The sequence below is a fragment of the Phenylobacterium glaciei genome (assembly GCF_016772415.1).
Classification (GTDB): domain Bacteria; phylum Pseudomonadota; class Alphaproteobacteria; order Caulobacterales; family Caulobacteraceae; genus Phenylobacterium; species Phenylobacterium glaciei.
In genome coordinates this window covers 998471-1021487 of sequence record NZ_JAGSGD010000001.1, presented here as the reverse complement: position 1 = coordinate 1021487, position 23017 = coordinate 998471, and the positions used below count along the sequence as shown (strand labels likewise).

Here is a 23017-nt window from a genome sequence, read left to right as displayed (position 1 = left end):
CATGGCCTATGTGGCAGTTAAGGGCGGCGAGCGCGCGATCACCAACGCACACCGCTGGCTTGCCGAGGATCGCCGGGGCGACGTCGCGATCCCGGAAATCGAAACCGATCAGATCCGCGAGCAGCTCTCGCTCTCCGTCGACCGGGTGATGAGCGAGGGGTCCTGCTACGACCGCGACCTTGCCGCCCTGGCGGTGAAGCAGGCGCGGGGCGACCTGCCGGAAGCCATCTTCCTGATGCGCGCCTACCGCACCACCCTGCCCCGCTTCGGTGCGTCCCTGCCCGTCGAGACCGGCCAGATGGCCGTCCGCCGCCGCATCTCCGCGGCGTTCAAAGACATCCCCGGCGGCCAGGTGCTTGGCCCGACGTTCGACTACACCCACCGCCTGCTGGACTTCACCCTGGCCGCCAATGGCGAGACCCCGGTGGAAGGCGCCCTGGAGGCCGAAGAGCCCCAGGCCTATCCGATGGCCACCATCGCCTCGGTCTTCGCCCACGAGGACCTGCTGGAGCCGGACGCCCGGACGCAGGACGCCCCCGCGCCCTTCGACCTTACCCGGGAGCCCATGGCCTTCCCGGCCGGCCGCGACCAGCGCCTGCAGGCGCTGGCCCGTGGCGACGAGGGTTTCCTGCTTAGCCTCGCCTACTCCTCGCAGCGCGGCTGGGGCTCGACCCACCCGCTCTGCGCCGAGATCCGGCTGGGTGAGGTGGCTGTCGAGTTCGTGCCCGACGAGCTGGGCTTCGCAATCGAGATTGGCGACTTGACCCTGACCGAGTGCCAGATGATCTCTACCTACGGCGGCGGGATCGAGACCGCCCCGCAGTTCACCCGCGGCTATGGCCTGACCTTCGGCCACTGCGAGCGCAAGGCGATGTCCATGGCCATCGTCGACCGCGCCCTGCGGGACGCCGCCGCCGGCGAGGCTTCGGCGCCCTGCCAGGACGAGGAGTTCGTCCTCTACCACTCCGACAATGTGGAGGCCTCGGGCTTCGTGCAGCACCTGAAACTGCCGCACTACGTCGACTTCCAGGCCGACCTGCAACTGATCCGCCGCCAGCGCCGCGACTATGCCGAGCGGGCCGCCGCGATGAAGGAGGCCGCCGAATGACTGCGCGTCCGAACGAGCCCGAGCGCTACTACAACTACGCCTACCTGGATGAGCAGACCAAGCGGATGATCCGCCGCGCGATCCTGAAGGCCCTGGCGATCCCCGGATACCAGGCGCCCTTCGGCTCGCGCGAGATGCCTGTGCCCTACGGCTGGGGCACCGGCGGCATCCAGCTGACCGCGGCGATCATCGGTCCCGAAGATGTCTACAAGTGCATCGACCAGGGTGCTGACGACACCACCAACGCCGTCTCCATCCGCCGGTTCTTCGCCCAGGTGGCCGATGTCGCCACCACCGAGGACACCGGCGAGGCGACGATCATCCAGACCCGTCATCGCATCCCGGAAAAGCCCCTGACCGAGGGCCAGGTGCTGATCTTCCAGGTGCCCCAGCCCGAGCCGCTGCGCGGCCTGGAGTCCCGAGAGACCGAGACCCGCGCCATGCACGCCTATGAGGAATACGGCCTGCAGTATGTCTCGCTCTACGAGAGCGTGGCCACCCACGGCTACATCGCCTCGACCGTGGGCTACCCCACCATGATCGAGGAGCGCTACCTGATGAGCCCCTCGCCCATCCCCAAGTTCGACAATCCGAAGATGGGCGACAATCCGGCCATCCTGCTGTTCGGCGCCGGGCGCGAGAAGCGCATCTACGCCGTGCCGCCCTACACCAATGTCCGCAGCCTGGACTTCGAGGATCACCCCTTCGAGACCCAGACCTGGGAAGAGGACTGCGCCCTTTGCGGCGCGCAGGAGAGCTATCTCGACGAGGTGGTTCTCGATGACTCCGGCGAGCGGATGTTCGTCTGCTCCGACAGCCACTTCTGCGCCGAGCGCCGCGCCGCGGGCCACGCCGGCCCGATGGCGGGTCACCAGCTCGCCGCCCTCGATAAGGAACCGGCCTGATGGACGCCGCCGTACTCACCAAGCCGCCGGTGGCCTCGAGCATGACCCAGGCCGCCCCGCTGCTGCGGGTGTCCAACCTCACCAAGTCCTATGGCCACGTCGTCGGCTGCCGGGACGTCTCCTTCGAACTGCGCCCCGGTGAAGTCCTGGGCATCGTCGGCGAGAGCGGATCGGGCAAGACCACCCTGCTGAACGCCATCTCCGGGAAGCTGCCGCCCTCAGCCGGGAAGGTGGAGTTCGACACCACCCGTTTCGGCCTGACCGACATCTACGGCCTGAATGAGCCGGACCGCCGCAAGATGCAGCGCGAGGAGTGGGGCTTTGTGCATCAGAATCCCCGCGATGGCCTGCGAATGCGGGTCTCGGGCGGGGCCAATGTCGCCGAGCCGCTGATGAACATGGGCGACCGCAACTTCGGCCGCATGCGCGCGGCCACCATCGCGTGGCTGGAGCGGGTTGAGCTGGACACCCGCCGTATCGACGACAAGCCGCGCAACTTCTCCGGCGGCATGCAGCAACGCATTCAGGTGGCCCGCAACCTGATCCATGGCCCGCGCCTGGTGTTCATGGACGAGCCCACCGGCGGCCTCGACGTCTCGGTCCAGGCCCGCCTGCTGGACCTGCTGCGCGAACTGGTGCGCGACCTCGGCCTGGCCGTGATCATCGTCACCCACGACATGGCCGTGGCCCGCCTGATGGCCGACCGTCTGCTCGTGATGAAGAGCGGCTTCGTGGTGGAGACCGGCCTCACCGACCAGGTGCTGGACGATCCCCAGCATCCCTACACCCAGCTCCTCGTCTCCTCCGTCCTGCAGATCTAGGTCACACCATGAGCACGCTTCCCCTCATCGTCGTCGAGGACCTGGCCAAGACCTTCGTCCTCCACAACGCCGACTCCGCCTCCATTCCGGTCTTCGAGCGCCTGAGCCTGGAGGTTTCCCCCAGCGAATGCGTGGTCCTGGCCGGCGAGTCCGGCGTCGGCAAGTCCACCCTGATGCGCTCGATCTACGGCAACTATCTGCCGACCCAGGGCTCGGTGCGCGTCCTCCACGACGGCGCCTATGTGGACATCACCCAGGCCCTACCGCACCAGGTTCTGGACGTGCGCCGCCGCACGCTCGGCTATGTCAGCCAGTTCCTCCGGGTGATCCCGCGCATCTCCACCCTGCAGCTGGTCATGGAGCCGCTGCTGGAAAACGGGGTCTCCACCGAGGAGGCCCAGGCGCGCGCCGAGACCCTGCTCTCGGCCCTGCGTCTGCCCCGCGCCCACTGGGACCTGCCGCCGGCCACGTTTTCCGGCGGCGAGCAGCAGCGGGTGAACATCGCCCGCAGCTTCATCCGCAACTATCCCGTCATGCTGCTGGACGAGCCCACCGCCTCCCTGGACGCCGAGAACCGCGCCATCGTCGTGACCTTGATTCAGCAGGCTCTCGATCGGGGCGCGGCGATGATCGGCATTTTCCACGACCACGATGTCCGCGACGCCGTCGCCACCCGACTGTTCGGGGTGTCCGAGTTCAAGGCGGCCGCATAGCCATGCAACAGCGGATCTTCTCGGAGACCATCGTCACGCCCCAGGGTGTGGTGCGTGGAGAGGTCGTGATGCAGGGCGAGCTGATCCTCGCTGTGGAGCCGCGCGACGGACCGTCGGCCGCGGCTCTGGACTGGGGCGCCGACTGGCTAATCCCGGGCCTGGTGGATATCCACACCGACAACCTGGAGAAGCACTATCAGCCGCGCCCGGGCGCCCTGTGGGACGCCTACGGCGCGGCCTTGGCCCACGACGGCCAATGCGCCTCGGCCGGAATCACGACCGTGCTGGACTCTCTCAGCCTGCACGGCCGCAAGGAGGGCCTCGACCGCAAGGAGGCGCTAGGGCCCATGATCGCCGGCATGGACGCGGCCCAGGCTGACGGCGCCCTGCGCGCCGAACACCTGCTGCATCTGCGCTGCGAGGTGACCAATCCTGAGCTGCTGGCGCTGCTGGAACCGCATGCGGACAATCCCCGTCTGATGCTGCTGTCGGTGATGGACCACACGCCCGGCCAGCGGCAGACCGCCAACGTCGAGGCGCTCGAAACCCGCATGGTGGCCGCCGGCCGCAGCGAGGCCGAGATCGGCGAGATGCTAGCCAAGCGCCACGCCGGCCGCGATCCGGGCGTCGCCCAGTCCAACCGCCGCAGCGTGGTGGCCTTCGCCCGCGAATACGGCGTGCCGATCTGCGCCCACGACGACGCCACCCTGGAGCATGTGGAGGAGGCGCACGACGACGGCTGCGTCATCGCCGAGTTCCCGGTGACTCTGGAGGCGGCGCTGAAGTCCAAGGCCTATGGGATGGCCATCTGCATGGGAGGGCCGAACTTCGTGCGCGGCGCCTCGCACTCTGGCAACCTGTCGGCGCGTGAGTGCGCCGAGCACGACGTGCTCGACATCCTGGCCTCGGACTATGTGCCCCTCTCCATGCTGCGCTCCGCCTTCATGCTGATCGACGACTTTGGCTGGACGCCACAGAAGGCGCTCAGCGTCGTGGCCGCCAATCCGGCCCGCAGCCTCGGCCTCGACGACCGCGGCGAGATCGCGCCGGGCCAGCGCGCCGACCTGGTGCGGATCGCCCGCCTGACGGACGGCTGGCCGGTCCCGACCGAGGTCTGGCTGAAGGGTGTCCGGACGGCATGACCGCCCGCTACGCGATCTACTACGCGCCGTCGGCGGACTCGGCCCTCTGGGCCAAGGCCTCGGCCTGGCTGGGCTATGACGCCTATACTGGGGAACAGCTTGAGCGCCCTGCCCTGCCCGGGCTGGAGGATCTGGACCTAGAGGCCCTGACCGCCGACCCGCGCGGATACGGCTTCCACGCCACCCTGAAGGCGCCCTTCCAACCGGCGCCGGATCACAGCGAGGCCGAGTTGCTGGCGGCCGCCGAAGGCGTGGCGGCGGGGCTGACACCCTTCGAAGTCCCCATCGCGCCGGATGCGCTGGGCCGGTTCCTGGCTTTCCGGCTGCAGCAGGTCTCGCCGGAGATGCAGGCCCTGCACGCGCTCAGCGTCCGCGACTTCGACGCCTTCCGCGCGCCCCTGTCCGACGCCGACCTGGCCCGCCGGCGCAAGGCGCGCCTCACCCCAGAGCAGGACGTTCGTCTGGTGGAATGGGGCTATCCCTACATCTTCGAGGACTTCCGCTTCCACATGACGCTCACCGGCGCCATCCGCGAGGACGCGGTGCGCGAGCGCCTGCTGACGGCTCTTCGGGATCACTTCGCCCGGGAGACGGGACCGCACCTGTTCGACGGGATCGCGGTCTTCAAGCAGGACGACCGTCAGGGGCCGTTCCGCATCCTTGAGCGCTTCAGCTTCGACGTCTGAGGGCCGCCAGGAACCGCGCGACGCCCTCGTCTCGCGCGCCGTCGTTGCGCACCTCCACCACATCCTCGCCGGCGACCGGGATGGCCGCGGCGCGCGCGAGGCGTTGGGCGATGTCTTCGGCGCTCTCGCGCCCGCGCAGCGCCAGCCGCTGGGCCAAGATTTCAGGATCGGCGGTCACCACCAGCACGCGTACTTGGCCAAAGCGCGCCCGTGCGTCGTCGAGGACCGCGCGGGAAACATTGATCACCACGGTGCGGTCCAGGGCCAAATCCTCCGCGATGGCGGCCGGAATCCCATAGGCCAGTCCGTGGGCGCGCCAGGTCAGAGCGTAGCCGCCGGCCGCCTCGCGGGCCGCGAACTGGGCGTCATCGACCGGGATATGATCCTCGCCGCCGGCCTCGGCCGGTCGGGTGATCTCCCGACGGGGGAAGACGAAGCTGGCGTCGCCGGCCAGCGCCGCCCGGGCGCCGTCCAACAGGGTGTCCTTACCGGCGCCCGACGGGCCGACCACAAGCACCAACATCCCAGACTCAGGCGTGCTTTTCGACGAAGGCTTCAGCGTCGAGGGCGCGGAAGTCGTCGACGGCGTCGGCAAGTCGCTCATGGCTCCAGTCCCACCAGGAAATCGCCAACAGACCATCCTGCACCGCCTTGGGGAAGCGCTCACGGATTGGCTTGGAGGGAACCCCGCCCACAATGGTGAAGGGCGGCACATCCTTGGACACCACCGCGCCAGCGCCCACAACCGAGCCCGTGCCGATGCTGACGCCCGGCAGGACGGTGGCGCCGTGGCCGATCCAGACATCGTGGCCCAGGGTCACGGTGTGCGACCGCCGCCATTCGAAGAAGTCGTGATCGTCCTCCTCGCCCAGCTCATAGGAGCGGGTGCGGTAGGTGAAGTGGTGCAGCGCAGCCTTCCAGGTCGGGTGGTTGCCGGGATTGAGCCGCGCGTCGCGGGCGATCGAGCAGAACTTGCCGATCTCCGTGTAGTTGGCCGAGGCGTCGTTGACGATATAGCTGTAGGCCCCCATCGAGACCTCGGAGAAGCTGGTCCGCGCCCCCACCCGGGTCCAGGGGCCCAGGATGGAGTCATGCACCGAGGCGTCCTTATGGATCACCGGCGCGGCGCCCTCTCGGGGCTCGGCAAGGTCTTCGTGAACATAGCGATCGAAGTACAGGTAGCCGTGGTCCAGTAGCCGATCGGCCAAACGCAGGCTCATTACGCGGCCTCGACCACGCTGAACGGTTCCGGGGCGCTGGCGCGCCCGCCATAGACGCGGTCCAGGACCTGCGGGGTCAGGGCGCTGGGCGGGCCGTCGAACACCACCGCGCCCTTGGCCATGGCGATCACCCGCGTGCAATAACGCCGCGCGATATCCAGGCTGTGCAGGTTGACGATCACCGGCACGTTGCGCTCGCGGCAGATCTTCTGCAGGGCCTCCATCACAACCTCAGCGTTGACCGGGTCGAGGGAGGCCACCGGCTCGTCGGCCAGGATCAGGTCGGGCTCCTGCAGCATGGCGCGCGCGATCGCCACCCGCTGCTGCTGCCCGCCCGAGAGGGTGACGGCCCGCTGCAGGGCGGCGCCGGCCATGTCCAGGGCGTCGAGTTCGAGGATGGCGCGGGCCCGGTCGGCGGCGGGGAAGAACTTGATCAGCGAGCTCATCAGGGGCCGCTCACCCACCACGCCCACCAGGACATTGGTGATAACGTCCAGCCGGGGGCTGAGGTTGAACTGCTGGAAGATCATGGCGCAGCGGCGGCGCCATTTGCGCAGGGCAGAGCCCTTGAGCCGGCTGACATCCTCGCCGTCCCAGGTGATGCGGCCCTCGCTCGGGTCGCTGAGACGGTTGAGCAGGCGCAGGAGGGTCGACTTGCCGGCGCCGGATCGGCCGATGATCCCCACCAGCTCGCCGCGCTGGCAGGAGAACGAGACGCTGTTCACCGCCAGGGTTTCGCCGAAGCGTTTGCTGACGCCATGCAGTTCAAGCATCGGACCTCCACAGGCTGACCTGAGGCCAAGGGTACGGGCGGCCGGTGACCCGCACGTGACGGCCCGGCGGCGACGCACCGCACCAGGCGGCGATTTGTCGGCGTCGCGCCCGCGTCACCGCCTTGGGCTAAGGTTCAGCGGACGGAGGATGTGATGGCGAAGTTCCTGGTGATCGGCGCCCTGGCCCTGGACCGGCCGGTGCGGCTGAGCGGACCGCTGGCGTCCGGAGGCCGGCTGCTGGGCCGGACCCTGGAGGGCGCCCTGGCCGGACGTCTCGGCGGGGGCGCGGCCAATGCCGGCGTGGCGCTGGCGCGGGCCGGACATGAGGCGGTGGTCATCGGTGTCCTGGCGCAGGATTCGGAGGGCGACGCCTGCCTGGCCCAGGCCCAGGCCGCCGGCCTGGACACACGTCGCGTGGTTCGGCGGGAGGGGGCCAGCCGCACGACCCTGATCCTCATCGAACCCGGCGGCGAGCGGCTCGTGCTGGGCCTGGACTTCGAGGCGGCGAAACTGCCCAGCCTGCCCGCGCCCGGCCCCGACGAGACCTTCGACGGTCTCTACGTCCGCGCGCCCTATCCCGGCGCGGAGGCCTCGGTCGCCGCCTGCCGCGGGCCGGTGGTCGCCCACTGGCCCGCGGGCGGATTTGCCGGGCCCTGCGACGTCCTGGTGGCTTCCATGGACGATTGCGACGCCGCGACCTTGGCCGATCCCTTCGGCGCAGGTCGGGCCCAGGTGGGCGAGCGGCTGGGCTGGATGGTGCTGACGCGAGGCGGGCACAGCGTCACGGCCTATGACGGGAAGCGCGTCCTGCGGGCCACCCCGCCGCCCGCCAAGGTGGTGGACGCCACCGGCGCTGGCGACTGTTTCGCCGCCGGCTTGCTGGAGGCGCTGACGGCGGGCGCCGACATGGCGTCGGCCCTGGCCCACGCCTGCGCCTGGGGCGCTATCGCCGTGACGCTCGACGCCTCGGCCCCGCTGGGGGGCCGTTTCCCGGTCTTCAGGCCAGGCGCTTCCTGAGCTGCTGGGAGACGGTGTCCAGCGCCGCGACGCAGAGCATGTAGAGGCCGATGATGAACACCACCTGGTCGAAGGCGAAGATGCGGATCCGCTCCTCCAGCTCGAATCCGATACCCCCGGCCCCGACGATCCCCAGCACCGCGGCGTGGCGGAAGTTGCTCTCCAGGAAGAACAGCACCTGGCTGGTCATGACCGGGATCACCTGCGGCGCGAGACCGTAGCGCAGCACCATCAAGGGCGAGGCGCCGGCGGACCGGACGCCGTCGAGCGGCTTGGGGTCGCTGTTCTCGATGGCCTCGGAGAACAGCTTGGCCAGGCTGGGCACATCGGCCAGGGCGAGCGCGATCACCCCGCCGAAAGGCCCAAGCCCAAAGGCCGAAACCAGGATCAGGGCCCAGACCAGGGCGGGAACCCCCCGGAACCAGTCCAGGACCCGGCGGAAGGCGAAGTGAAGCACGGGCTGGCCCACCACCGTCTTGGCGCCGAGGATACCCAGCGGCAGGGCGGCGATGGCGGCGATGACGGTGCCGGCGAAGGCCATGGCGAAGGTCTCAGCCAGGGCCTTGAGAATGCGCGGCAGGTCGCCGCCGTCATTGGGCGGGAAGGCGCTGGCGGCCAGGCGACCCAGCTTGTCGGCGCCGGCCAGCATGGCCTCGGGAGCGAGCTTCAGGTCGGCGCACATGGCCCCGAAGGCCAGGATGGCCAGTCCGGTCAGGACCCCGCCCCGCAGGCGCCGGGTCCAGCTGCCGCCCATCGCCTTGGGCGCGGCGAGATAGGCGCGGGCCTGGAGTTCGCGGGTCATCGGGCTTCCCCCAGTCCCATCAGCCGGTGGCGGATCGCCTCTGACGCCATGTCGATCAGGAAGATCATGCCGACGATCAGCAGCAGGATCGCCAGATAGGTGTCGAACTCGGTGTAGGTGATCGCCCGCTGCAGCTCGATGCCGATGCCGCCGGCGCCGACGATGCCCAGGGCCGCGGCGCCCGCCAGGTTCCCCTCCAGGCGGATGAGGGCGTAGGAGGCGTAGTTGGGCAATACCTGCGGAATGACGCCGTAGCGGATCTTGCGGATCAGGCCCGTGCCCGACGCCTCCATGGCCTCGAGCTGGCGGGGATCGACCTCTTCGTTGATCTCGGAGAACAGCTTGCCCAGGCCTCCCATGGTGGAGATGGCCAGGGTGATGACCCCGGCCAGCGGGCCCACCCCGAAGGCGGCCACCAGCACCAGGGCCAGGACCAGGTCCGGCAGGGTGCGGATGGCCTCCAGCGTGCGCCGCACCGTGAAGCGGACGGCGGCGATGGGCATCAGGTTCCGCGCGCAGAGGAAGGAGGCCAGCAGTCCCCCGACCGCGCCGACCACCGTGGCGATGATCGCCATCTCCACGGTCTGCCACCCCAGCTTCAGCCAGACCGGCAGATCATAGAACCACCAGTAGAGCGACCCGGTGGTGGTGCGGCTCTCAAGCAGCACGTCGCCCTTCAGGTCGGGGACCATCCGGGTCAGGAAGTCGCCGATCCGACCCAGCGGGTCGCCGCCGATATCCGACGAGAAGAACTGGCTGCGCTGGAAGGAGACCAGCAGCAGGACGGAGAAGATCAGCAATCCCGCCAGGGTCTCCAGCCGTTTGCGGCGAAGAATCCGCCGCCGCAGCGCCTCGAAGTCGGCGACGGCCGTCACCGGGTCGCCACCAGGGCTAGGGTCTCTGCGGGCGTGAACTCCGCGGCCTGCGGCGCCCAGGACGAGGCCCAGGCGAAGGCGGCCTTGTTCTCCAGGTGCAGCGGCATGTGGATGCCGATCAGGCGGTAGCGGGTCTCGTCGGCGATGTCCTTGCGCACCACGACGGCGAGCGCCGCCTGGGGCCTCGCCTTCAGCAGGACCTTGAGATCGGCGCAGGGCGATTTGACCTTGGGGTCCTCGGGCATGCAGAGCCGCTGCCAGGCTGCGGCGTGCAGGACGACGGCGTTGGCCTTCCCGGCGCGCAGCGCCTCCAGCGCGCCTTCCGCATTGGCGGCGTCCAGCGGCTTGCCGAAGGCGCCGCGACCAAAGCCACGGTCGGCCAGGACCTTGGTCGGCAAGGCCTCGGCGGCCGGAGTCGCCCCACCGAAGGCGAGGGTCTTGCCGCGCAGGTCCTCCAGCCGCTTGTCCGGGCCGGCGGCGGGAACCGCCACGATCACCGGGATGCGGTTCAGGCCGCCCTCGGGTCGGATCGTCAGGATGGCGCGGGCGACCCCAGCCACCGGGGCGAAGCTCGCCGGGTCCAGCACCGCGAGGTCCAGCTCACCCGCCGCCAGGGCCGCTGCGGCGGCGGCGCGATCGGCCACCGGGCATTTCAGCACCTTCACCCCAAGTCGTGTGGCGAGGTGTTCGTAGTAGGCCTTCTCGCCAGGCGCGGCGTCGGCCCCCAGCGGCGCGCAGGCGCCCGCCTTTGGTTCGATAGCCGCGAGGCGCAGCTTGTCGGCGGGCTTGGACGCGGCCGCGACGAGGAGCAGGGCGCAGGCGCCCAGCAGCAGCTGCCTCATGGCCGGCCTCCCTGTCCGCGACGCTGCGCAATATCGGCGGCGCGCAGGGCAATGATGTCCTTGTAGTGATCCCGTGTGACGGAGGTGTAGGCCGAGCCGTCCAACTGGCCGACCTGCAGCCACAGGTCCGGCTCGTCATAGGGCAGAGCCCCCATGGCGCCGCGCACGATGTCCACCATTGGCTGCGGCCGGTCGGTGCGCACCACGAAGGCCTCGCTGGGGATGGGACCCGCCGTCCAGATGATGCGGAAATCCTTCAGGTTGACCAGCTTGCGCCGCGCCATGGTCTGCAGCGCGCCGCGGCTGAAGCCATGGACCGGGTCGCCGCCGCTGGCCTGCAGGATGGCGGCGTCGAACTGGCCATTGGCCAGCGCCATCACCGCCTGGGTGTGGCCGCCGGCGAAGGAGATCTTGCTGAAATAGGTGTCGGGATCGATGCCCTGCTCGCGGAATTTGGCGCGCGGCACCAGGTAGCCGGAGGTCGAGTTGAAGTCGACATAACCGAGGGAGTGGCCCTTCATGTCCGCCAGGGAGCGGATCGGGCTGTCGGCGCGGACGACGAGGGCGGAATAGTAGCCGGTCTCCCCCTCGGCCTGCCGAAGGGTCAGGATTGGAGCGGCCAGCTTGCCGATCTGGGAGTCGACGTTGGCGTAGCCGCCACCGGCCATCTGCGCCAGGTCCACCTGGCCCGAGGACATCGCCTGGATCACGCCATTGTAGTCGGAACTCTCGTAGAGCTTGACCGGCAGACCGGTCGCCGCGCTCAGGCGCGCCTGGTAGGCGTTGCGCTGTTTGACCATCCTGGGATCATCATTGCTCCCGCTGACGGCCATGCGGATTTCCTTGATCCCGCTGCGCCAGTCGCCGGAGACCACCTCCGGCTTCTTGCCGCACCCCGAAAGGACGGCGAGGAGACCCAGGGCCGCCGCGGCGGAAAACCATGCTGATCGAACCATCTCGCACCATCGCACTCGGCTCCGGCGTCGCGGAGCAACAGCGATCAGCGTTGCCCCCAAGCAATGTCGTCGCCGTGACGCGCCCGTGACAGTCTTCCGTTGAGGTCGAAACTTGTCAGGTTCCGGACGGTGTGCGCCACGCGATTGAGTCGGCCTGGCCGCGACAGCGCTCCAGGGTGGAGACAACTCGACCTGCGCCTGCCCCCACCGCGGCCTGGAATGAGACGTGACGGATTGGTCGCCTCATGCGAGCGAGGGATTCGGGTTTTCGGGTGTCAGTCTAGCCGACGGCGAGCTCAGAGCGGCCTAACCCAGTCCACGAATGCGAGCGACGGGCACGGCAGGTTGGCCAGTTAACCGCGGGTACGTCCGCAACTGGACGGTTCAGACCAAGTCAGGCTCCGGCCTTCACGAAGTTGGCGGCGAAGTGCTCATTGTAGGCGCTCAACAGGTCGCCCGGCATCGCAACCAGAATGATCGCGTCCCCCTCCATCTGGTCAGGAAAGGTCAACTCCACCATGACCAGCCCTTCCTCTCCCTCGGTGAGCATTTTCTCCAGGTACGACATCGGCTTGCCCCCCCAGGTCAACTCATTGCGGCTAATGATCACCTCCATCGAAGGATCCTCCTCCGCGATCCAATGGCCCTGCATTTCCGGCGGGAATGGCGATCCCGCTTCCATCAACTGAAGCTGTCCGATGCTCATCTCAAGATCTCCTCTTAGGAACGACAGCCGCGCTATCTGGGCGCCACCTGAAGCACCTTGAGCGAGGGATAGGGCGCTGTGACCCCTTTGAAAAAAGGTACCGCGTCCGGCTCGGCGACGTACCATTCGACAGGCTTTCCGCGCGCGGCGTCGTCCTGCCTCCCGGCTTGGCTCCCCAACCCCTTAAGGAGCGAGCCAAGGAACCAAGACCAGCCGGCACGCTGAATTAGACCTTCGTAGCCCGGCCCCTTCGCCTCCAGCAGTTGATGCCTCGGGTCCCATACGGCGCATCCATCGAACTTCACGGGCTTCGCCCCCGGGTTCCGGACGACTTAGTCCAGCCCCGGCGCCCGGCCAATCTGGGTCTCATAGCGCCGGGTCCAAGGCGCACAGCGATCAAATCCGGCGTCACGCTCCCATCCGCCATTGGGATGGCAGGTCGCGTCCTTCTCGCGCTGTCCTTTTGCAATCTGGGAGGCTTGAGGAATGACGCCGTCCTTGAACCGATCCGCCGAACTCACATGCGCGGGAGGCTCGGGCTCATCTTCGCCACGCAAGCGCCGCTCCTGCTCCGCATAGATGCGTTAGACTTCGTCCACGCCCCTGACCAGTTTGCCATCACCCAGCTCGAACCAGTCGCCAACTCTCGGAGTCACCGCGTTCAGAGGGCTGGGAAGGTCGGAGATGTAGATCGGACCAAGCGCCGAGTTTGGAATGGGTCGGTGGGTGTCGAAGAATCCGCCACGGGGCCCAGCATCCGGAGCCCCCGCTGCGGCAAGTGGAACCCCAATCCGCACACCTCCGGGCACTGCGACCGGCTGCATCGGCAGAACCGCCGCCCGCGCCTCGGTTCAACCCAGCGACGATTCTGGCACAGCCGAGTCGGAAGTATCCGCCTCGTTGGATGGCTTTGGTCCGAGCTTCATCCTGGTGGGCGAAGAACGTCTTGTACCGATTCACCCGGCGGACTGCCCGATCGGCCTCGATCTGTTCAACTGGCCGACGGTACCAGCGATCCAGATCCTCACCGTCCAGCAGGCTGGGATCAATCTGCCTCTGCCGCATCAGCGCCTCCATATTGGGTCCCGATTTCGCCACCTAGAGGTGAGGATGCCAAGGACACAGCAAGAACATACATTCTGTGGGTTGTGCGCCTCACGCGGCGACGGCGCCGCTTCGGATGTCGCGCACCGCGAGTATGGAAAAGCTCAGGGAGAGACGAATTGACCTTGGACTGGCAGCACCCTCGTAGGAGACGATTCCGGCCGGACGCCGATATGTGGCGAGAATCTGTCGCGCACATGAACAGCCTTCACAGGATTAGGTCAGCGGCGTCCCGTTAACCCTGTCAGCGACTGGGAGAGGGACCTTCCAAATCATCGCCAGGGGGCGATAGGCCCACGAACTCAGTCAACCGCTTGGCTCGCAATTCTGCGGGCCGGCGAGGGGGACTGACCGAAATGACGGATATTGAATCCTTCAAACGGCGAACCGGCGTCAACGTCGAGTATCGCCAGTTCGACATCGACGCCTTGGCGCCTGCGCCCATCCTGCAGGCCCCGCCCGCCGAGGCGACGCCCGCGCCTGAGACAGTCTCGCCGGCTCCGCCCGCGCCACCGGGAGCCGGGTTCGGCCGCTATGTCGACAAGCCCGCTGAGTCCCCCATGGCCGGCGCCTCCCTCATCTCGATCTTCGAAAGACTGGAACGCCAATGAGCGTCGCCACAACCCTCGCCGCGCGCCTGCCGCGGTCGCTGCCCAACCTGCCGCCCACCCTGGCCACTCCGGCCATCCTGGCCGGCGCTCTGCTGCTCACTGTCACCGCCGTGGTCACCCTGGACCTGCGCGGCCAGATCATCTTCGGCTCAGCCGCCTTCCTGGCGGTCCTAGCCCTGTCGCGTAACCGCTCACCCCTGATGACCCTGACGCTCGCCTTCGTCTCGGTCGCCATGGGCACTCGTTACCTCTGGTGGCGGATCACCGAGACCCTCCACTTCTCCAGTCCGGTCTCTGCGGCGCTGGGGGCCGGCCTGTTCCTGGCCGAAGTCTACGCCTGGTTCGTGATGATCCTTGGCTTTCTCCAATGCGTGCGCCCGCTGGACCGGCCGGTGCGGCCGCTGGTGGGTGCGCCCGAGACCTGGCCAACCGTCGACATCTTCATTCCCACCTACAATGAAAGTCTGGAGATCGTTCAGGACACCGTGCTTGCGGCCCTGACGATCGACTATCCGCCCGAACGCCGCCGCATCTACCTGCTGGACGACGGTCGCCGGCCCGAGTTCAAGGCCTTCGCCGAGGCCACCGGAGTCGGCTACATCACCCGGCCCGACAATCACCACGCCAAGGCGGGAAATCTCAACAACGCCCTGAAGCAGACCGATGGCGAGCTGGTCTGCATCTTCGACGCCGACCACGTCGCTACCCGCGCCTTCCTGCAGATGACCCTGGGCTGGTTCCAGGCCGATCCGCGCCTGGCCCTGCTGCAGACCCCCCACTTCTTTTACTCGCCCGATCCGATCCAGCGGAACGTGTTCGCGGTGAAGGACATCCCCGGCGAGGGTGACCTCTTCTATGGGGTGGTCCAGCCCGGCAACGACTTCTGGAACGCCGCCTTCTTCTGCGGATCCTGCGCGGTTCTGCGCCGGACGGCCATCGCCAGCGTCGGCGGCTTCGCCGGCGAGACGGTGACGGAAGACGCCCACACCGCGCTGAAGATGCAGAAGCGCGGCTGGAACACCGCCTATCTCAATCTGCGCCTGTCGGCGGGCCTCGCTACCGAACGGCTCTCGATCCATGTGGGCCAACGGGCTCGCTGGGCGCGTGGCATGACCCAGATCTTCCGGGTGGACAATCCGCTGATCGGCGGCCGCCTGACCCTGGCGCAGAGGCTTTGCTACCTCGCGGCAATGACCCATTTCCAGTTCGCCTTGCCGCGTATCGTCTTCCTGACCTCGCCACTGGCCTACCTCCTGTTCAACCAGCAGATCGTCGCCGCCCCAGCGATCACCATCGCCGCCTACGCCGCACCTCACCTGCTCATCTCCCTAGTGGTCAACGAGCGCATGCACGGCCGCGACCGCCGCGCCTTCTGGGGCGAAATCTACGAGACCCTGCTGGCCTTCCACCTGGTCGGTCCCAGCCTGCTGCCCTTGATCGACCCCAAGCGCGGGAAATTCAACGTGACCGACAAGGGCGGTCTGCTGCGCGAGGGGTTCTTCGACGTTCGCATCCTGACGCCGCTGATCATCACTGCGACCCTGCTGACCGCCGGTATCGGCTTTGGTCTGTTCAAGATCTTCGTCGCCCACGCCACGGCGTCGGACGCCCAGACCGCCCTGATCAACATCGCCTGGTCGCTGTTCAACCTGCTCATTGTCTTCACCGCCATCTCCGTGGGGCGCGAGAGCCGCCAGGTGCGTAACGCCGTGCGGGTGGAGGCCGAGATGCCCGCCAAGCTGCTGTATGAGGACGGCTCCGTTGTCCTCGGCGTGAGCCACGACATCTCGATGGGTGGGGTCTCGATCGAGACCCGGGAGCCCGCAAGGGTCGGCGCCATCACCAGCGTCGAGCTGCCCAGCGGCGAGCGGCGCGTCCGCTTCCCGGTGAAGCTGGCCGGTCGGGCCGGCCAGCGCACCCGGCTGCAGTTCCTGCCCATGCAACTCGACCAGCGCCGCGAACTGGTCCGGGTGGTTCTGGGCCGTGCCGACGCCTGGCCACTGCCGGACTCCAAGCCACACTGGACAGCGGCCCAGTCCTTTGTGGACCTGATGCGGGCAAGCGCCTCCGTCGTCCTGTGGCGCAACGCGCGTCCCGCAGCGGCTCGCCAGCAGACGGTCAGCCGCCGGTCCCGCCGCGCACTTGCCGCAGGCCTGACGGGCCTGGCTGTGGTCTCCGGCGCGCTGGCGGCGACCGGAACGCCGGCCCACGCCCAGCCGTCCCTGCCGCCTGCCGCCACCCCAAGCGGGGTCTACAAGACCACCCTGTCGCTCAAGGACCTGGGGTCCGACTACCCCTTGCGCCTCCGCGGCGTGGAGGGCGAGGCCGGCGTGCCCTTCGAACTGCGCTCCGACGAGGTGGTGGTGGGGGCGGTCCTGCACCTGCGCCTCGCCTATTCGCCCCAGCTGCTCCAGGACCTGAGCCATGTGGTTGTCGCCCTCAACAACGAGGTGGTCGCCAACATCCAGCTCACGCCGGATCGGTCAGGCGGAGTCACCTTGGATCTGCCCATCGACCCGGGCCTGTTCCAGCCCTCCAACCGGTTGAACCTGCGCTTCGTGGGTCACTACACCCGTGACTGCGAAGACCCCCTGCACTCCAGCCTCTGGGCCGACGTCAGCAATGTGCGCTCCGCCCTGGAGTTGTCCTTGCAGCGTGTGCCCGGCCAGCCCGATCTCGCCCGTCTTCCCGCGCCGTTCCTGAACATGACCGACCCGCGGCCGCCGAAGATCAACTTCGTCTTCGCCAGCCGGCCCTCGAGCGCGCAACTGCAGGCCGGCGCCGCCATCGCCTCGTACTTTGGTGTCCAGGCCAATCTCAGACCTCTCAGGTTCGGCGTGCAGGTGGGCCTGGCGCCCACCGGCGACGCGGTCGTCATCGGCCGTCCCGGCGAGGTCATCAATGGCGTCACCCTACCGGCCGCTGACGGCCCGCGCATCACCCTGGCCCGCAACCCGGCCGACCCTTACGGGCTGATCCTGCTGGTCTCCGGCCGCAACGACTCCGACATCCTGACGGCCGCCCGCGGCCTGGCCCTCTCGTCGCGCGCGCTCAGCGGAGCCAGCTCCGCGGTCTCGCCGATCGCCGCGGCCAAGCGGGCCCCCTATGACGCCCCGCGCTGGGTCCCCGTGGGCCGGCCGGTCCGTCTTGGCGAGCTGGTGGATCCCCTGGCTCTCCAAGGGGCGGGTCTGCGGCCTGGCACGCTTTCGGCCGACCTGCGGCTGCCGCCGGACATCTTCTTGTGGCCCGGCACGTCGGCGCGGCTGGATGTCGACTACCGCTACCCGCGCGGCGAGTGGGTGGACTATCGGACTTCGCGGCTCGATGTCTCCCTCAACGACCGGTATCTGGGCTCGCTCCCACTGGGTCCCAAAGGGCTGGCCGACAAGGCCCAAGACCTGGTGACGCCAGGCCTGGCCCGACGGAAGTCCAAGGTCGAGCTGCCGGCCTATGATCTCTTCGCCCGCAACCGGCTGGGCTTCTACTACGACCTTCGAGTGGACAAGCGCGGCGCCTGCGCCGGCGAGATTCCCGGCGATGTGCACAGCAATATCGATCCCGACAGCAAGATCGACCTGACGGGCGCACACCACTTCGCGCGCTTCCCGGAGTTGGCCTCGTTCACCAGTGCTGGGTTCCCCTTCAGCCGCCGCGCGGACCTGTCGGAAACCTCGGTCCTGCTCAGCGCCGATCCGGATCCTGCCGAGTTGGAGGCCTTCCTGGCCATCATGGCCCGGACGGGCGCGTCGACTGGAGCGCCGGCCACCGCCCTGCGAGTGCTGCGGGCTGGGGAAGCGACAGCCCTGGCCGGCCGGGACGTCCTGATCGTCGGCCCCGCCGCGCTCAGCCAGAGCCTGCCGGATCTGTTCGCTGGCGCGCCCATCGCGGCCAAGGGCGGTGATATACAGCTTGTGATGACGGCAGGTCCGGTCGAACGGATCTTTACCCGCTTTGGTCCTGCCGGCCCCGTGCTCGGCTGGTTGGCGGGTAAGGACGACCGGGGCTCCGCAGCCCGTGACGCCGAGGCCAGCCTGGTCAGCGGCAACAGCTTCAACGGCCTTGCCAGCTGGATTTCGCCTGTCGACCGCCAGCGCGTCGTGGTGGCGGTCCTGGCCAGCCAGACGGTCGACCTGCCGCGCCTTGTCTACAACCTCGATGACCCCAAGCGCGGTGGTCGGACCCATGGCGACCTGGCGATCAGCGGCGCGGAAGGGGTGACCTCCTATCAGGTCGGCCCCACCACATGGATCGGCAAGTTGCCGCCCCATGTGGCCGTCTTCTGGTGGCTGCACAGCCACCCCACGGCGCTAGCCGCCGGCGCCCTCACCCTGGCTTTCCTCCTGTCGCTGCTGGTCTCACGGGCGCTCACCGCCCGGGCCCGCCGTCGCCTGAACCCCGAATTGGGAGACTTCTGATGTTCCCGCGCACAGTCCTGCCCGCCACCGCGGTCGCGGCCCTCGCCACAGCCCTGGCCGGCGCCGCCCACGCCGATCCCGTCGTCCGCCTGCCGGACGCGGGCTCGGCCCCCACCGCGGACCTGCCGATCCGCACCGCCCGCGACAAGGTCATGGCGCCCACCATTGTCAGCCCCGCCGAGGCCCTGATCCGTCAGGCCGGAGGATGGCGTCGCGCCGGCCGCAATGACCAGGCCGAGGGCGCTCTGCGCCGCGCCCTGGCGGCGTCGCCGAACAATCCCGATGTTCTCTACGCCCTGGCCGATCTAGCCCGATCCCGGGGAGACGCCATGTCGGCGGCCATGTGGGCGGGACGGCTCAGCGCCGCCCGGCCCCACGACCCTCGCCTGCCCGGTCTCGCGAACCTGCCGGCGCCTCGGGCGGCTTCTACGCTGACGCCGGCCGTGGCGCGGACCGCGCCGGTTCCGGTCCTGCCCAGCGTCGTCTCCGCCCCGCCGGCCGCGCCGCCGGTTCGCGCGGTCGAGGCCAGAGGGCCGGTTGAGGGCGACCGAGCCGGCGAGGTCCGCGCCGCGGCCTTTGCGGCCCTGGAGGCCGGCGATCTCGACGCCGCCGAGGCTCAGTTCGAGCGCGCCTTGAAGATTGTCCCACGTGATCGGGACGCGTCGGGCGGCCTGGGGGTGGTGCGGCTGCGCCAGCAGCGTTTTGAGGCGGCCCGGGTCCTGCTGTCCACCGCGGCCAAGGGTCAGGGCGCCAAGGACTGGCAGGAGGCCTATGAGGCTGCAGGCTTCTTCTCCGACCTGCAAAGGGCGGCGTCTTCCCGCAACGCGGGGAAGCTGACTGAGGCCGAGGTGACCGCGCGCCGTCTGGCCGCCAAGCCCCAGGCTTATCGCATTGAGGCGCAACTGCTGTTGGGCGACATTCTCGCGGCCCAACAGCGGCCCGCAGAGTCCGAGGTGGCCTATCGCGCAGCCATCGCCACCGCGCCCGAACGGCCTGAAGCCCGCATCGGCCTTGCCGTCGCCCTGGCCGACCAAGGCCGGGCCGACGAAGCCCGAACGCTGGCTCGCCAGCTGCCGGACGCCGACGCCGCCCGGGCGCTCACCGCGCGCATTGAACGCGACCGAGCCGCCAGACTCGCCCTGGCCGGTGACACCTTCGGCGCGGGGGCGGCGCTGGCCACCGCGCTCAACGCTGATCCCGAAGATCCCTGGACCCGATACGAGTACGCCAAGTTCCTATCGGCGCATGGCGGTCAGGGCGAGGCCGCTCAGGTCGCCGCTCCGCTGTCGGGCGCCAACGCGAGCCCGGAGGCCCTGTCGGCCGCGGCGCTCTACGCCGACTCCCAGGCCAATCCGGAGCAGGCCGCCTCGCTCATCCGGCGCATTCCGGAAACCAGACGCACCAAGGATATTTCTGACCTCGCCGCCCGCGTGGACACCGACCGGACAATCCGCGAAGCGCAACGGCTGACCGCCCAAGGGCTCTCGACCCGGGCGATCATCCTGCTGCGCGGGGAATTGGCGAATGGGGCCTTGGACTTCGGCGCCCGCTCCCGCCTTGCCCAGGCGCTCTATGACGCCGGTGATGCGTACCAGGCCGGTTCCATGGCGCTGACCGCCGCCCAGTCTCAGCTCCCCGTCGAGGTGCGGCCCGGCGACGCGGCGGGCTTCCTCAACGTGCTTGCGGCGGCGGGACAGGAACCTGCGGCCGAACAACTGCTGGCCAACCTCCAGACCACCGCCCGGAGCCCGGACAACCAGCAGGCCTTCGTGGGTCTGATGACCGGCTACGCGATCCGCAAGGCCGACCGCCAACGCACCGAGGGGGATTATGCCGGGGCTTTCGACACGCTGTCGGCCGCCTTCGCGAGCGCCCCCAACGATATCGGCCTGATGTCCGCCCTGGCCCGGCTCTGCCAGGCCGGCGGTCTGCAGGCCCAGGCCTCCCAGGTCTACGACGCCCTGACGGCCCGGCAACCGAATGACGCCGCGGTGATGTTGGAGGCCGCCCGCGCGGCGACCGACTCTCAGGACTACGCCAAAGCCCATGTCCGCCTGCAGCGGGCTCTCCAGCTCGCACCCGGCAAGGCGGAAAACTACTATGAGCTTGGCCGGCTGGAGAAAGCCCAGGGCCACGACCGCGCGGCGATGAAGGCCTTCGAGACGGCGCAGAGAATCGCCAATGGTCAGCCGCGCGGCGCGGCGGCCCAGGTCGGCGGCACGGGCATCTTCCAGCCCGGCGGCGCCCTGGGACCCAACCCGTTCTCGGGCGGAGCGGGTCGCACGCCAGCACAGGGACTTGGCCTCATTGCCGGATTTGGGCCGCAAATCTACGACCACGCCAATCCTCAGGCGCAGCAGCGGGCCTTGCCCCAGCCTATGCCGATGGCCGGCGACCGGAGTTTTGGCGCTCTGCCGACAGGGCTCTACTCCACCGGTCTCCCGCAATCTCCAACTTCGGTCCCGGCGCGAAACGTCAGCCTCTTCTCCACATCGCTGGCGTCCATCCTGCCCCTAGCGGGGCCAGGGGCGCCGGTCCTGGAGCTCGCAAGGGCCGACGCGCCGCTGTCGGAGAAGATCGGTCGGGAGGTGGCCGACCTTCGGGAGGACCGCGCCATCGCTGTGCAGGGGGACGTCATGATCCGCGCCCGCAGCGGAGACGCCGGGACCAGCCGCCTCACCGAGATCCAGACCGGAGTCACGGTCTCCGCCCCAGCATTCAGCGGCCGGCTCTTTGGCTCGGTCACCCCCACCGCGCTGCGGGCGGGTCAGGCCAGCGGCCTTGCGGCGGCTGGCATTGGGACCGCTCCCCTGCAGGTGGCCGATGGCAAGGTTCAGACGCCGCCGGTTCCGGTGGTGGCGCGATCGGTGGACTCCGCGGCGTCGGGCGTCGGCTTCACCGTCGGCTACAAGTCCGACAAGTTCGCCGGCGACATCGGGGTCACTCCGGTCGGCATGGACAAGACCAAGGTGGTGGGCGGACTTGCATGGACCCCTAGCGTCGGCCCCACCACGCTGAAGTTCGGCATCGACAGACGTGCGGTCACCGACAGCGTGCTCTCCTACTCCGCCATGAAGGACGCCTATACGGGCCAGACCTGGGGCGGAGTCACCCGCGACGCGGTCACGGTCGGCGCCTCCTACGATCGGGGTAAGGGGGTCGGCGCCTATGCCGAAGCCACCGCCAAGCGGTTCACCGGTCGCGGGGTGGCGTCCAACAGCGCCTACGAAGTCAATCTCGGCGGCTATGTCGACGCCTACCGCGGCGAGCACAGCAATCTGCGGCTGGGGGTCAACGTCAACACCCAGGCCTATGAGAAGAACTTGCGTTACTTCACGCTCGGCCAGGGCGGCTACTTCAGCCCGCAGCAGTATGTCAGCCTGACTTTCCCGGTGAGCTACAGCCTGTCCGGCGACAAGTGGAAGTGGCAGGCCAAGATCGCGCCGGGCTTCCAGTCCTACAGCGAAGACGCCACCGCCATGTTCCCCACCGACGCTGCGCGGCAGGGCAAGCTCGCCTTCGCCGCCGGACAGTCGAGCGAGGTCGCCGCCTTCCACCCCTCCAGCAGCCGGTCAGGCTTCGGCGTCTCAGGCGAGGCTCAGGCGGAGTACAGGATCAGTCCGTCGGCATCCATGGGCGGAAAGGTCAGCCTCGACACCTTCGGCCAGTACAACGAGTTCAAACTCGGCGTCTTTCTCAAGAAAACCTTCGGAGGCCCCCAATGACCAACTCGTCCGAAACCTTGCTCGCCTACTATGCCGAGCGTCAGGTTGCGCCCCAGTGGCGGGGCTTCCTGGCCGCAATCGCCGTCGAACTCTTTGAGAACGTCGGGCCTGAGCCGGCCCGCGGCTTCCTCCGCCAGACCGGCCTCCGTCTGGCCAGCCAATCGCCTCTGTCGCCCAGCACGACATTGGAGGACCTGCAAGCCGTCGCGAACCAGGCATTGGCCCAGATGGACTGGGGCATGGTCAGCCTGCGAGACATTGGGACGGCGGTGGAAATCCGCCACGAGGCCGGACCCTGGCGTATCCGCGAGGACCGCGCCGGCGCCTGGCCGGCCGCCTTCGCCGCCTTGCTGGAAGGGCTCTATACGGGCTGGATGCGCGGCCAGGGGGCAGGTGAAACCCTCGTCGCCCGGCTCGACCTCGACGCGTCCGAAAACGAGGTGGTGCTTCGCTTCGCGCGTGCGGCCTGACGCCAGAGACGAGCCGAGCTCCGACTGACCCCACCGCCAGACAGTCAGAGAAACTTGGCTCTTCTGCGTGACAGAGACGCCAAAGCCCCGGCGCACCGGGCTTCCAGCGTGACCAATCCGTTATCT

21 protein-coding genes are annotated in these 23017 nt (G+C 68.8%); 11 read left to right on the top strand and 10 right to left on the bottom strand.

Translation table 11 applies throughout. The features are described from left to right. The first annotated feature begins 1 nt into the window (after window position 1). From JKL49_RS04950 to JKL49_RS04925, 6 genes are read left to right on the top strand one after another with little or no spacing between them, the layout of a single operon-like run. Window positions 2–1108 carry a carbon-phosphorus lyase complex subunit gene (locus JKL49_RS04950; protein ID WP_215338627.1) on the top strand — a complete coding sequence of 369 codons (1107 nt, stop codon included), beginning with the start codon at window positions 2–4 and terminating at the stop codon, window positions 1106–1108. Further along, a complete protein-coding gene (locus JKL49_RS04945) occupies window positions 1105–2013 on the top strand; it encodes an alpha-D-ribose 1-methylphosphonate 5-phosphate C-P-lyase PhnJ (protein ID WP_215338625.1) in 909 nt (302 codons plus the stop codon). Before JKL49_RS04950 ends, JKL49_RS04945 begins: the two co-directional genes overlap by 4 nt. Then, complete coding sequence (gene phnK, locus JKL49_RS04940; RefSeq protein WP_249778027.1) at window positions 2013–2834, top strand: phosphonate C-P lyase system protein PhnK; 822 nt, start codon at window positions 2013–2015, stop codon at window positions 2832–2834. Before JKL49_RS04945 ends, phnK begins: the two co-directional genes overlap by 1 nt. Before the next feature lie 8 nt (window positions 2835–2842). Further along, window positions 2843–3547, top strand: a complete 705-nt coding sequence (gene phnL / locus JKL49_RS04935; protein ID WP_215338623.1) for a phosphonate C-P lyase system protein PhnL — start codon at window positions 2843–2845, stop codon at window positions 3545–3547. A 2-nt stretch (window positions 3548–3549) separates the two neighbouring features. After that, entirely contained in the window at window positions 3550–4689 is a 1140-nt protein-coding gene (locus JKL49_RS04930) for an alpha-D-ribose 1-methylphosphonate 5-triphosphate diphosphatase (protein ID WP_215338621.1), read from the top strand. Beyond that, window positions 4686–5375 (top strand): DUF1045 domain-containing protein, encoded by a 690-nt coding sequence (locus JKL49_RS04925; RefSeq protein WP_215338619.1) that lies wholly within the window; start codon window positions 4686–4688, stop codon window positions 5373–5375. The genes JKL49_RS04930 and JKL49_RS04925 overlap by 4 nt, the downstream gene beginning before the upstream one ends. Here the strand turns inward: JKL49_RS04925 and phnN are convergent. From phnN to phnC, 3 genes are read right to left on the bottom strand one after another with little or no spacing between them, the layout of a single operon-like run. Then, window positions 5359–5898, bottom strand: a complete 540-nt coding sequence (phnN, locus tag JKL49_RS04920; protein WP_215338617.1) for a phosphonate metabolism protein/1,5-bisphosphokinase (PRPP-forming) PhnN — start codon at window positions 5896–5898, stop codon at window positions 5359–5361. The two genes, JKL49_RS04925 and phnN, sit on opposite strands and share 17 nt — an antisense overlap. A 7-nt stretch (window positions 5899–5905) precedes the next feature. Continuing rightward, window positions 5906–6595 carry a DapH/DapD/GlmU-related protein gene (locus tag JKL49_RS04915; protein ID WP_215338615.1) on the bottom strand — a complete coding sequence of 230 codons (690 nt, stop codon included), beginning with the start codon at window positions 6593–6595 and terminating at the stop codon, window positions 5906–5908. Further along, window positions 6595–7368, bottom strand: a complete 774-nt coding sequence (phnC, locus tag JKL49_RS04910) for a phosphonate ABC transporter ATP-binding protein (protein ID WP_215338613.1) — start codon at window positions 7366–7368, stop codon at window positions 6595–6597. The genes JKL49_RS04915 and phnC overlap by 1 nt, the downstream gene beginning before the upstream one ends. Before the next feature lie 153 nt (window positions 7369–7521). Here phnC and JKL49_RS04905 point away from each other — a divergent pair, with 153 nt between their 5' ends. Next, a complete protein-coding gene (locus JKL49_RS04905) occupies window positions 7522–8385 on the top strand; it encodes a carbohydrate kinase family protein (RefSeq protein ID WP_215338611.1) in 864 nt (287 codons plus the stop codon). On the opposite strand, the gene phnE (JKL49_RS04900) is transcribed toward JKL49_RS04905, so the two are convergent. From phnE (JKL49_RS04900) to JKL49_RS04870, 7 genes are all read right to left on the bottom strand, one after another. After that, a complete protein-coding gene (phnE, locus tag JKL49_RS04900) occupies window positions 8366–9187 on the bottom strand; it encodes a phosphonate ABC transporter, permease protein PhnE (RefSeq protein WP_215338609.1) in 822 nt (273 codons plus the stop codon). The genes JKL49_RS04905 and phnE (JKL49_RS04900) overlap by 20 nt on opposite strands. Next, complete coding sequence (phnE, locus tag JKL49_RS04895; protein ID WP_215338607.1) at window positions 9184–10062, bottom strand: phosphonate ABC transporter, permease protein PhnE; 879 nt, start codon at window positions 10060–10062, stop codon at window positions 9184–9186. Before phnE (JKL49_RS04895) ends, phnE (JKL49_RS04900) begins: the two co-directional genes overlap by 4 nt. Continuing rightward, entirely contained in the window at window positions 10059–10904 is an 846-nt protein-coding gene (locus JKL49_RS04890) for a PhnD/SsuA/transferrin family substrate-binding protein (RefSeq protein ID WP_215338605.1), read from the bottom strand. The genes phnE (JKL49_RS04895) and JKL49_RS04890 overlap by 4 nt, the downstream gene beginning before the upstream one ends. Continuing rightward, window positions 10901–11860, bottom strand: a complete 960-nt coding sequence (locus JKL49_RS04885; protein ID WP_215338603.1) for a phosphate/phosphite/phosphonate ABC transporter substrate-binding protein — start codon at window positions 11858–11860, stop codon at window positions 10901–10903. Before JKL49_RS04885 ends, JKL49_RS04890 begins: the two co-directional genes overlap by 4 nt. Before the next feature lie 394 nt (window positions 11861–12254). Continuing rightward, window positions 12255–12566 (bottom strand): hypothetical protein, encoded by a 312-nt coding sequence (locus JKL49_RS04880; RefSeq protein ID WP_215338601.1) that lies wholly within the window; start codon window positions 12564–12566, stop codon window positions 12255–12257. Between the two features lie 32 nt (window positions 12567–12598). Then, window positions 12599–12871 (bottom strand): restriction endonuclease fold toxin 5 domain-containing protein, encoded by a 273-nt coding sequence (locus JKL49_RS21435; RefSeq protein ID WP_215338599.1) that lies wholly within the window; start codon window positions 12869–12871, stop codon window positions 12599–12601. Window positions 12872–12898: 27 nt separating this feature from the next. Further along, window positions 12899–13123, bottom strand: coding sequence for a hypothetical protein (locus JKL49_RS04870; RefSeq protein ID WP_215338597.1), 225 nt, complete (start codon window positions 13121–13123; stop codon window positions 12899–12901). A 903-nt stretch (window positions 13124–14026) separates the two neighbouring features. Here JKL49_RS04870 and JKL49_RS04865 point away from each other — a divergent pair. The 4 genes from JKL49_RS04865 to bcsD are packed head-to-tail and all read left to right on the top strand — an operon-like array spanning window position 14027 to window position 22891. Next, a complete protein-coding gene (locus JKL49_RS04865; protein ID WP_215338595.1) occupies window positions 14027–14281 on the top strand; it encodes a hypothetical protein in 255 nt (84 codons plus the stop codon). Further along, the gene (bcsA, locus tag JKL49_RS04860) at window positions 14278–18696 is read left to right on the top strand and encodes a UDP-forming cellulose synthase catalytic subunit (RefSeq protein WP_215338593.1); all 4419 of its coding nucleotides are present in this window, start codon (window positions 14278–14280) and stop codon (window positions 18694–18696) included. The genes JKL49_RS04865 and bcsA overlap by 4 nt, the downstream gene beginning before the upstream one ends. Next, window positions 18696–22421, top strand: coding sequence for a cellulose biosynthesis protein BcsC (locus JKL49_RS04855; protein WP_215338592.1), 3726 nt, complete (start codon window positions 18696–18698; stop codon window positions 22419–22421). The genes bcsA and JKL49_RS04855 overlap by 1 nt, the downstream gene beginning before the upstream one ends. Further along, complete coding sequence (bcsD, locus tag JKL49_RS04850; RefSeq protein WP_215338591.1) at window positions 22418–22891, top strand: cellulose biosynthesis protein BcsD; 474 nt, start codon at window positions 22418–22420, stop codon at window positions 22889–22891. The genes JKL49_RS04855 and bcsD overlap by 4 nt, the downstream gene beginning before the upstream one ends. Window positions 22892–23017: the final 126 nt, after the last annotated feature.

What these genes read in the sequence shown, in the direction of transcription:
- phnL (WP_215338623.1), top strand. Translation starts at nt 2,843, where the DNA reads ATGAGCACGCTTCCCCTCATCGTCGTCGAGGACCTGGCCAAGACCTTC.
- phnK (WP_249778027.1), top strand. Translation starts at nt 2,013, where the DNA reads ATGGACGCCGCCGTACTCACCAAGCCGCCGGTGGCCTCGAGCATGACC.
- JKL49_RS04885 (WP_215338603.1), bottom strand. Translation starts at nt 11,860, where the DNA reads ATGGTTCGATCAGCATGGTTTTCCGCCGCGGCGGCCCTGGGTCTCCTC.
- JKL49_RS04855 (WP_215338592.1), top strand. Translation starts at nt 18,696, where the DNA reads ATGTTCCCGCGCACAGTCCTGCCCGCCACCGCGGTCGCGGCCCTCGCC.
- JKL49_RS04880 (WP_215338601.1), bottom strand. Translation starts at nt 12,566, where the DNA reads ATGAGCATCGGACAGCTTCAGTTGATGGAAGCGGGATCGCCATTCCCG.
- JKL49_RS04865 (WP_215338595.1), top strand. Translation starts at nt 14,027, where the DNA reads ATGACGGATATTGAATCCTTCAAACGGCGAACCGGCGTCAACGTCGAG.
- JKL49_RS04950 (WP_215338627.1), top strand. Translation starts at nt 2, where the DNA reads ATGGCCTATGTGGCAGTTAAGGGCGGCGAGCGCGCGATCACCAACGCA.
- bcsA (WP_215338593.1), top strand. Translation starts at nt 14,278, where the DNA reads ATGAGCGTCGCCACAACCCTCGCCGCGCGCCTGCCGCGGTCGCTGCCC.
- phnE (WP_215338609.1), bottom strand. Translation starts at nt 9,187, where the DNA reads ATGACCCGCGAACTCCAGGCCCGCGCCTATCTCGCCGCGCCCAAGGCG.
- JKL49_RS04945 (WP_215338625.1), top strand. Translation starts at nt 1,105, where the DNA reads ATGACTGCGCGTCCGAACGAGCCCGAGCGCTACTACAACTACGCCTAC.
- JKL49_RS04905 (WP_215338611.1), top strand. Translation starts at nt 7,522, where the DNA reads ATGGCGAAGTTCCTGGTGATCGGCGCCCTGGCCCTGGACCGGCCGGTG.
- JKL49_RS04915 (WP_215338615.1), bottom strand. Translation starts at nt 6,595, where the DNA reads ATGAGCCTGCGTTTGGCCGATCGGCTACTGGACCACGGCTACCTGTAC.
- phnN (WP_215338617.1), bottom strand. Translation starts at nt 5,898, where the DNA reads ATGTTGGTGCTTGTGGTCGGCCCGTCGGGCGCCGGTAAGGACACCCTG.
- bcsD (WP_215338591.1), top strand. Translation starts at nt 22,418, where the DNA reads ATGACCAACTCGTCCGAAACCTTGCTCGCCTACTATGCCGAGCGTCAG.
- phnC (WP_215338613.1), bottom strand. Translation starts at nt 7,368, where the DNA reads ATGCTTGAACTGCATGGCGTCAGCAAACGCTTCGGCGAAACCCTGGCG.
- JKL49_RS04890 (WP_215338605.1), bottom strand. Translation starts at nt 10,904, where the DNA reads ATGAGGCAGCTGCTGCTGGGCGCCTGCGCCCTGCTCCTCGTCGCGGCC.
- JKL49_RS04925 (WP_215338619.1), top strand. Translation starts at nt 4,686, where the DNA reads ATGACCGCCCGCTACGCGATCTACTACGCGCCGTCGGCGGACTCGGCC.
- JKL49_RS04930 (WP_215338621.1), top strand. Translation starts at nt 3,550, where the DNA reads ATGCAACAGCGGATCTTCTCGGAGACCATCGTCACGCCCCAGGGTGTG.